The following is a 9,225-nucleotide window of genomic DNA, read 5'->3' as shown; positions in this document are numbered from 1 at the left end:
CAACGTGCAGGAGATGACGGCGCGGGCACTGCTGCTCGACCGGAGCGCACTCGAGGCGGCGCAGGACGCGAACGACGTCCTCGCCGCGAACGAGGTCTTCATGGACGCCTTCTGGACCGACGTCCGCCCCGCACTGGCCGTCTGGCGGGAGGCGCGCGGCCTGCCGGCCGACCCGCAGAAGGCGTTCGGGGAGAGCGGCTACCTGGAGCGGATCGCGGCCGACCGGGTCGGCGGTACCCAGGCCGGCTGGGGGGCGTAGCGGCGTCCTTGACCGCAGGCCCCGCGGCCACCTATCGTGAATGAAACGATTCATAACGAGAACCGGAGCTCACCGATGGCCAGCCAGACCCGCCCCGTCGACGACCTCGTCGCCCGCTCGAACCGCCTGGGCGCTGACCCGGCGAACACGAACTACGCCGGGGGCAACACCTCGGCGAAGGGCACGGACGTCGACCCGGTCACCGGGGCGCCCGTCGAGCTGCTGTGGGTCAAGGGGTCCGGCGGTGACCTCGGGACGCTCACCGAGGCCGGGCTGGCGGTGCTGCGGCTGGACCGGATGCGGGCGCTCGTCGACGTCTACCCCGGGGTCGAGCGCGAGGACGAGATGGTCGCGGCCTTCGACTTCTGCCTGCACGGTCGCGGCGGCGCCGCGCCGTCCATCGACACCGCGATGCACGGCCTCGTCGACGCCGCGCACGTCGACCACCTGCACCCGGACTCCGGGATCGCGCTCGCGACGGCCGCGGACGGCGAGGCGCTCGTCAAGGAGTGCTTCGGGGAGCGGGTCGTCTGGGTGCCGTGGCGGCGGCCGGGCTTCCAGCTCGGGCTGGACATCGCGGCGGTCAAGGAGGCGAACCCGCAGGCGATCGGCTGCGTCCTGGGCGGCCACGGGATCACCGCGTGGGGGGCCACGAGCGAGCAGTGCGAGGCGAACAGCCTCGACATCATCTCCACCGCAGCGGCCTTCCTCGCCGCCCGCGGGAAGGCCGAGCCGTTCGGCGCCGTCGTCCCCGGCTACGAGGCGCTGCCGGTCGAGCAGCGGCACGCCCGCGCCGCGGCGCTGGCGCCGGTGATCCGTGGGCTCGCCTCGACCGACGCCCGGGCCGTGGGCCACTACACCGACTCAGAGGCCGTCCTCGACTTCTGCTCCCGGGAGAAGCTCGGCCCGCTGGCGGCGCTGGGCACCTCCTGCCCCGACCACTTCCTGCGGACCAAGGTCCGCCCGCTGGTCCTCGACCTGCCCGCGACCGCGCCGGTCGAGGACGCCGTCGCCCGGCTGCGCGAGCTGCACGCGGCCTACCGCGAGGACTACGCGGCCTACTACGCCCGGCACGCGACGCCGGACAGCCCCGCGATGCGCGGCGCCGACCCGGCCGTCGTCCTCGTGCCCGGCGTCGGGATGTTCTCCTTCGGGGCCACAGCGCAGACCGCACGGGTGGCGGGCGAGTTCTACGTCAACGCGATCAACGTCATGCGCGGCGCGGAGTCGGTGTCCAGCTACGCGCCGATCGAGGAGAGCGAGAAGTTCCGGATCGAGTACTGGGCGCTCGAGGAGGCCAAGCTCGCCCGGCTGCCCCGGCCCAAGCCGCTCGCGGCCCGGGTCGCGCTCGTCACCGGTGCGGGCTCCGGGATCGGCCGCGCGATCGCGCACCGGCTGGCCGCCGAGGGGGCGTGCGTCGTCGTCGCCGACCTCGACGAGGCCGCCGCGCAGACCGTCGCCGCCGAGATCGCCGCCGGGACGAAGGCGCTGAGGGCGTCGGACGTCGCGCTCGCCGTCCGGTCCGACGTGACGAGCGCCGACGACGTCGCGGCGGCGTTCGCCGCAGGGTGCCTGGCGTTCGGCGGGGTCGACCTCGTCGTCAACAACGCCGGGCTGTCGATCAGCAAGCCGCTCGCCGACACCACCGAGCGGGACTGGGACCTCCAGCACGACGTCATGGCGAAGGGCTCGTTCCTCGTCTCCCGGGAGGCGGCCCGGGTCATGACCGCGCAGGGCAGGCTCCCCGACCGCGGCTGCCCGGACGGCGCCGCGGGGGACATCGTCTACATCTCGAGCAAGAACGCCTTCTTCGCCGGTCCGAACAACGTCGCCTACGGCGCGGCGAAGGCCGACCAGGCGCACCAGGTGCGCCTGCTCGCGGCCGAGCTCGGCGGGGTCGGGATCCGGGTCAACGGGATCAACCCGGACGGGGTCGTGCGCGGCTCGGGGATCTTCTCCGGCGGCTGGGGTGCCGACCGGGCCGCGGTCTACGGCGTGCCGGAGGACGAGCTCGGCGCCTTCTACGCGCAGCGGACGCTGCTCAAGCGCGAGGTGCTGCCCGAGCACGTCGCCAACGCGGTCTTCGCCCTGACCGGCGGCGACCTCACGCACACCACCGGGCTGCACGTGCCCGTCGACGCCGGCGTCGCCGCCGCTTTCCTGCGCTGAGCCGGCGGGCCGGGGGAGGGGCGGGCATGAGCGTCCACGTCGCGGTCGACCTCGGCGCCTCGAGCGGGCGCGTCATGCTCGCGCGGGTCGGCCCCGGCGGGGTCGCGCTCGACGAGGTCCACCGGTTCGGCAACGAGCCGGTCCCGCTGTGGGAGAACGGCTCCGGCGGCGGGAGCAGGGCGCTGCACTGGGACGTCGTCCGGCTCTTCGCGGAGATCCTCGCCGGGCTGCGCGCCGTCGCCGACCGGTTGGGCGGCGGCGAGCGGGTCGACAGCATCGGGATCGACTCGTGGGCCGTCGACTACGGGCTCCTCGACGCCGGCGGCGCGCTGCTCGGCACGCCCTACTGCTACCGCGACGAGCGGACCACCCGCCCCGGTGGCGGTGTGGACGCCGTCCACGCCCGGGTCCGGCACGCCGAGCTCTACGGCCGCAACGGGTTGCAGTTCCTGCCGTTCAACACGCTCTACCAGCTCGCCGCCGAGGATCCGGACCGGCTGGCCCGGGCGCGGTCGCTGCTCCTCGTGCCGGACCTGCTCGCGTACTGGCTCACCGGGGCCGCCCGGGCCGAGGCGACGAACGCGTCGACGACGGGGCTGCTCGACGTCCGGACCGGGGAGTGGGACGTCGCGCTCGCCGACCGGCTCGGCCTGCCGTCGTCCGCGCTCCCGCCGCTCGTCCGGCCCGGGGAGACGGTCGGCACCCTGCTGCCGCACGTCGCCGAGGCGACCGGGCTGCCCGTGTCGACCCCGGTCGTCGCCGTCGGGTCGCACGACACGGCGTCCGCGGTGGTCGCCGTCCCGGCGGCGGGGGAGCGGTTCGCGTACATCTCCTCCGGCACCTGGTCGCTCGTCGGTGTCGAGCTGCCCGGGCCGGTCCTGTCCGACGAGAGCCGCGCGGCGAACTTCACCAACGAGGGCGGCGTCGACGGCCGGGTCCGCTACCTGCGCAACGTCATGGGCCTGTGGCTGCTCTCGGAGTCGCTGCGGACCTGGGACCGGCAGGGCTCCCCGACCGACCTCGCCCGGATCCTCGCCGCCGCGGCCGACGTGCCGGACGGCGGCCCCGTCGTCGACGTCGACGACCCGGTGTTCCTGCCGCCCGGCGACATGCCCGCGCGGATCGCGGCGCTGTGCGCCGACTCGGGCCGGCCGCTCCCGCAGGGCCGCCCGGCGCTCGTCCGCTGCATCCTCGACAGCCTCGCCGCTGCGTACGGCCGGGCCGTCGACGATGCCGTCCGGCTCTCCGGCCGCGCCGTCGACGTCGTCCATGTCGTCGGCGGCGGCAGCCTCAACACGGTGCTGTGCCGGCTCACCGCGCGGGCCACCGGACGCCCCGTCGTCGCCGGCCCGGTCGAGGCCACCGCGCTCGGCAACGCGCTCGTCCAGGCCCGGGCCGCCGGCACCGTCGCCGGCACCCTCGACGACCTGCGTGCGCTGCTCCGCTCCGAGCCGCTCGCGCACTACACGCCCTGACGCTCGCACCGGGCGGGACCCGAACCGGACCGTCGTCGCGGCGAGCCCGGCGAGCGTCCCGGTGCAGGCGGCAGGCGCGACGACGTGGGCGTACCGACGCCCCCGCCCGACGGCCCGTCGCGGGCGGACGTCAGGAGGCGGCGGCGCGGTCGGTCCCGTCGGTCGTGCCGGTCGTGCCGGTCGCTGCGGTGGAGCGCCGGACGACGACCTGCGGCGTCGTGGTGACGACGGTGTCCCGGGTGCGGCCCTCGAGCCGCTCCAGCAGCAGGGTCGCGGCGGCCGTCCCCATCTGCGCGCCGGCCTGGTCCACGCTCGTGAGCGCGACGCCGGTGAGGGTCGCGAGCGAGGTGTTGTTGTAGCCGACGAGCGACAGGTCGGCGGGCACGCCGATCCCCAGCTCGCTCGCGGCCTGGAAGACGCCGAGCGCCGCGGCGTCCGTCCAGGCGAGGATCGCGGTCGGTCGCGGCGAGCCCGTGAGCAGGACCGTCCCGGACTCGCGGCCGCCCTCCTCGTACTGCCGGCCGTGGACGACGCGGACGTGCTCGCCGAGGCCGGCCGCGGCCATCGCGGCCCGGTAGCCCTCCTCGAGCAGCACCTCGGGACGTCGTGCCCAGCGGTTGCCGGGTGTGCCCAGGGTGCCTGCGAGAGCGATCCGGCGGTGCCCCAGGGCGTGCAGGTGCTGCACGGCCGCCCGGGCCCCGGCGAACTCGTCGTGGACGACGGCGTCGTAGCCGTCGACGGGGTCGTGCGGACCGATGACGACGGTCGGCGTGCCCCGGGCGATGTCGGCGACGTCCTCGGGGTGGATGCTCGGGCCGACGACGACGATGCCGTCCATCTGCCGGTCCACCATCGCGTCGGCCATCGCGCGCTGGTCCTGGGGCGAGAAGCCGGCCGCGCCGACGAACACGTGGTAGTCGGTGCCGTCGAAGCCGTCGCGCACACCGTCGAGCACCTCGGCGAAGAACGGGTTGCGGATGGAGTCGAGCAGCACGCCCACGGTGAAGGTGCGCCCGCGCATACCGCGGGCCGCCGCGTGCGGCCTGTACCCGAGCTCGGCCATCGAGGCCCGGACCCGCTCGATCATCGCGGGGCTCGTGCCGTAGGCGTTGCGGAGCACCTTGGACACGGCGGCGGTCGAGACCCCGGCGTGCGCGGCGACGTCGACGATCGTCACCCGGCGGGCGGGCCGTGCTCGGGTCATGGGGTCTGCACTCCTGGACAACGTTGTACGCGACGACTGAAACGATAGTCCGTCGCGGTGGTCCCGGACATCATCCGGACGGTGCACCCCGGCCGTGCCGATGGGAGCGCTTCCGGTCCGGACACCAGTTCCCGCAGCGTCTTCCGCGTTATCGACTTGTTACGCGCGGATGTCTTGACTCGTGTGAGCAGCGCCATATAAAACGTTTCAACACGCGGAGAACGTTCTACGTTCTCATCGCATCACGACCCATCACGTCTCACCACGGCCCTATGACGGAGGTCCCTCATGAAGTCCAGTCGGGTACGGCTCACGTGGGCCACCGGCCTCGTCCTGGCCCTGGCCACCGCGGCCTGCGGCTCCGGGAGCTCGGGCGGCGCACCTGCCGCGGGCGGGTCCGGCGGCCAGGCCGCCGGCAAGACCGAGATCACGCTCCTCGTCGACAACGCCGAGTCGACGGTCAAGAACGCGGAGGCCGTGGTCGCCGCCTTCGAGAAGGCCCATCCCGACATCACGGTCAAGACGAGCACGCGCCCGGGCGGGGCCGACGGCGACAATCTCGTGAAGACGAAGCTGTCGACCGGGAGCATGGAGGACGTCTTCTGGTACAACTCGGGGTCGCTGCTCCAGGCGCTCAACCCCGCGAAGAGCCTCGTCGACCTCACCGGGTCCCCGGTGCTGGCGAACGTCGACGAGTCCTTCCTGCCGTCGGTGACGCAGGACGGCAAGGTCTACGGCGCGCCGTGGGGCGACGCGATGGGCGGCGGCATCCTCTACAACAAGGACGTCTACGCCGAGGCCGGGCTGACGGTCCCCAAGACCTGGGCCGAGTTCACGGCGAACAACGACAAGCTCAAGGCGGCGGGGGTCACGCCGGTCATCGGGTCGTTCAAGGACACCTGGACGACGCAGCTGTTCGTCCTCGGTGACTACTGCAACGTCGCCGCGAGCAACCCGAACTGGGCCGCGGACTACACCGCCAACAAGGTCAAGTACGCGACCGACCCCGCCGCCCTGCGCGGCTTCGAGAAGACGGCCGAGGCGAGCAGCAAGGGCTGGCTCAACAAGAGTGCCGGCTCGACGACGTTCGACCAGGGCATGAAGCTCCTCGTCTCCGGCAAGGCCGCGCAGTTCCCGATGCTCACCTTCCCGGTCGGGACCCTGCCGAAGGACCAGGCCGCGAAGATCGGCTTCTTCGGGATCCCGGGTGACGACGCCGCGAAGAACTGCGCGACGCTGTGGATGCCGGGCGGCCAGTACATCCCGTCGGCCGGCAAGAACATCGAGGCGGCCAAGACGTTCGTGGGCTTCGTGGCCTCGCCGGAGGGCGTCGCGGCCATGTACGCGGCCGTCCCGCCGACCGGCCCCTCGCTCGTCAAGGGGGTCACGACCCCGGCGGACGCGGCGCCGGTCATCAACGACATCAAGGCGTACATCGACGGCGGCAACAACTCCCCGGCGCTGGAGTTCCTCTCGCCGGTCAAGGGGCCGGCCCTGGAGCAGATCACCACCGCCGTAGAGACCGGCCAGACGCCGGCGAAGGAGGCCGCCGACCAGTACGACAAGGACGTCACGAAGCAGGCCAAGCAGCTGGGCCTGGCCGGCTGGTGACCCGTTGGTGATGCAGTCCCCGTCGAGCAGCAACGCTCGGACGGCCGGGTCCCGCGGTGACGCGGGGCCCGGCCGGGCCGCCCCGACGCCTGCGCGGGCGTCGGCGGTGCGCGGGACGACGCAGCGCAGGTACTCGTACTGGTTCTACGCACCGGCCGGCGTCGTCTACGGCGTCATCTTCGTGCTGCCGACCCTCATCTCGTTCTACTTCGCCTTCACCCGGTGGGACCTGTTCGAGTCCGAGTGGATCGGGCTGGACAACTTCCGCCAGTTCTTCTCCGAGCAGTCGCTGCGCTCCAGCCTCGTGAACACCCTCGTCTACGCGGTGACCACGAGCGGCCTCAAGGTCGTCCTCGGGATGCTGCTGGCGATCGTCCTCACGTCGAGCATCCGGCTCAAGGGGCTGCTGCGGGCGCTGACGTTCTTCCCGGTGCTCGTGAGCACGGTCGCGGTCGGCATCACGTTCAGCGTGCTCCTGCAACCCGACTTCGGGATCGTCAACGCCGCACTGGCGAAGGTCGGGATCACCGGCCCGGACTGGCTCGGCGACCCGGACACCGCCCTGCTGTCCGTCGCCGCGGTGGACGTCTGGAAGGGCGTCGGGCTTGCGACCGTCATCTACATCGCAGGGATCCTGTCGATCCCGCGGGACTACTACGAGGCCGTCGAGGTCGACGGCGGCGGCGCCTGGACCCAGTTCTGGAACGTCACCCTGCCGCTCGCCCGGCCCGCCACCTTCACCGTGATCCTGCTGTCGTTCATCGGCGGCCTGCGCTCGTTCGACCTCATCTGGACGATGACCGGAGGCGGGCCCGGCTTCGCCAGCGACACCATCGCCTCGGTCATCTACAAGCAGTACCAGGCCGGCTTCTACGGGCTGGCCACCGCGGGCAACGTCGTGCTGTTCCTCCTCGTGTCGGCGATCGTCTTCCCCCTGGCCCGGTTCTTCAGCTCCCGGGAGGTCGACCTGTGAGCGCGCAGACCCTCACTCCCGCCCGCCGGCTGCGACGCCTCGGCACCGAGGTGCTCGCCGTCGGCGCCGCTCTCGTCGTCTTCGTCGTCCCGTTCGTCTTCATCGTCCTCACGGCCTTCAAGGACGAGTTCGAGGCCTCCGACCTCACGTTCTCGTTGCCGACGACGTGGCCGGTCCTGGACAACCTCAGGGAGGTGTTCGCCGCCCGGGACGGGATGCTCCTCGTCGCCTTCAAGAACTCGACGATCCTCACGGTCTCGTCGGTCGCGATCCTCGTCGTGCTCTGCTCGATGGTCGCGTTCGTCCTGCAGCGCCGGCCCGGCAGGGTGTCCGACGTCGTCGGCGCGCTCATCCTGTCCGGCCTCATCATCCCGCCCGCGATCGTCCCGACGATCTGGGTGCTGCAGAAGCTTCACCTGTTCAAGACGATCCCCGGGCTCGTGCTCGTCGAGGTCGCGTTCTCGATGTCCTTCACGATCCTGCTCTACCGCGCGTTCATCGCCGCGATCCCGCGCGAGCTCGACGAGGCGGCGGTCATCGACGGCTGCTCGAGCCTCACGCTGTTCTTCCGGGTCATCTTCCCGCTGCTGCGCCCGGTGACCATCACGTCGATCCTCACGAACTCGGTGTTCATCTTCAACGACTTCGTCAACCCGCTGTACTTCACCCCGGGCGACGAGAACGCCACGGTCCAGCTGACCCTCTACAACTTCCTCAGCCAGTTCAGCACCCAGTACAACCTGCTCTTCATGAACATCCTCGTCATCACGATCCCGCCGCTGCTCGTCTTCGTCCTCTTCAACGGCAAGATCGTCAGCGGGATGACCTCGGGAGCCGTCAAGGGCTGACCCCGTCCGTACCGGGCCCACCATCCGGTGCGGCCGCGGCTCTCCCGGTCCGCGGCCGCACCAGCGGCATCTCGAAAGGGTGAACCAATGGTTGACATCGGTCCTGTCCAGGACGTGCTGGCGGCGCAGGCGATCGAGCTGCCGTCGTGGGCGTTCGGGAACTCGGGGACCCGGTTCCGGGTGTGGCCGACGGCGGGGACGCCGCGGTCGGTGCACGAGAAGCTCGCGGATGCCGCACAGGTGCACCAGTACACGGGCCTGGCGCCGAGCGTGGCGCTGCACATCCCCTGGGACGCGGTCGACGACTACGCGGCGCTGGCCGGGTACGCAGGTGACCTGGGTCTGACGCTGGGGACGATCAACAGCAACACGTTCCAGGACGAGGCGTTCAAGTTCGGGTCGTTGACCTCGAGCGACCCGGCCGCGCGGCGCCGGGCGGTGGAGCACCACCTGGACTGCATCGACGTGATGACGGCGACGGGGTCGCGGGACCTGAAGATCTGGCTGGCGGACGGCGCGAACTACCCGGGCCAGAACGACCTGCGGGCCCGCCAGGACAACCTCGCGACCTCGCTGGCCGAGATCTACTCCCAGCTCTCGGGGGAACAGCGACTGGTGCTGGAGTACAAGTTCTTCGAGCCGGCGTTCTACTCGACCGACGTGCCGGACTGGGGGACGGCGTACGC

Annotated in this window: 6 protein-coding genes and 2 pseudogenes; 7 read left to right on the top strand and 1 reads right to left on the bottom strand. The window is 72.0% G+C overall.

Annotation, left to right across the window (positions count from 1 at the left end):
• From ECOMGDLI_RS05420 to ECOMGDLI_RS05410, 3 genes and pseudogenes are all read left to right on the top strand, one after another.
• A pseudogene (locus ECOMGDLI_RS05420) lies at positions 1–259 on the top strand (rhamnose isomerase); the annotation flags it as partial.
• 48 nt (positions 260–307) lie between these two features.
• Positions 308–2,428 (top strand): bifunctional aldolase/short-chain dehydrogenase, encoded by a 2,121-nt coding sequence (locus ECOMGDLI_RS05415; RefSeq protein ID WP_369812718.1) that lies wholly within the window; start codon positions 308–310, stop codon positions 2,426–2,428.
• Between the two features lie 26 nt (positions 2,429–2,454).
• Positions 2,455–3,903: a rhamnulokinase family protein gene (locus ECOMGDLI_RS05410; RefSeq protein ID WP_088314810.1), complete on the top strand. Its 1,449-nt coding sequence runs from the start codon at positions 2,455–2,457 to the stop codon at positions 3,901–3,903.
• Between the two features lie 130 nt (positions 3,904–4,033).
• Here ECOMGDLI_RS05410 and ECOMGDLI_RS05405 read toward each other — a convergent pair whose 3' ends face one another.
• The gene (locus ECOMGDLI_RS05405) at positions 4,034–5,107 is read right to left on the bottom strand and encodes a LacI family DNA-binding transcriptional regulator (protein WP_088314807.1); all 1,074 of its coding nucleotides are present in this window, start codon (positions 5,105–5,107) and stop codon (positions 4,034–4,036) included.
• A gap of 288 nt (positions 5,108–5,395) precedes the next feature.
• Here ECOMGDLI_RS05405 and ECOMGDLI_RS05400 point away from each other — a divergent pair, with 288 nt between their 5' ends.
• The 4 genes and pseudogenes from ECOMGDLI_RS05400 to ECOMGDLI_RS05385 form a co-directional block, all read left to right on the top strand.
• Positions 5,396–6,718, top strand: coding sequence for an ABC transporter substrate-binding protein (locus ECOMGDLI_RS05400; protein ID WP_088314804.1), 1,323 nt, complete (start codon positions 5,396–5,398; stop codon positions 6,716–6,718).
• 106 nt (positions 6,719–6,824) lie between these two features.
• Positions 6,825–7,691 (top strand): carbohydrate ABC transporter permease, encoded by an 867-nt coding sequence (locus tag ECOMGDLI_RS05395; protein WP_233153323.1) that lies wholly within the window; start codon positions 6,825–6,827, stop codon positions 7,689–7,691.
• Positions 7,688–8,539, top strand: a complete 852-nt coding sequence (locus ECOMGDLI_RS05390) for a carbohydrate ABC transporter permease (protein WP_198954578.1) — start codon at positions 7,688–7,690, stop codon at positions 8,537–8,539. The genes ECOMGDLI_RS05395 and ECOMGDLI_RS05390 overlap by 4 nt, the downstream gene beginning before the upstream one ends.
• Before the next feature lie 87 nt (positions 8,540–8,626).
• A pseudogene (locus ECOMGDLI_RS05385) lies at positions 8,627–9,225 on the top strand (rhamnose isomerase); the annotation flags it as partial.

The organism is Kineosporia sp. R_H_3, from assembly GCF_002198675.1.
GTDB lineage: Bacteria > Actinomycetota > Actinomycetes > Actinomycetales > Kineosporiaceae > R-H-3.
The sequence above is the reverse complement of the archived record's forward strand: the minus strand, read 5'-3'. Positions and strand labels throughout refer to the sequence as shown.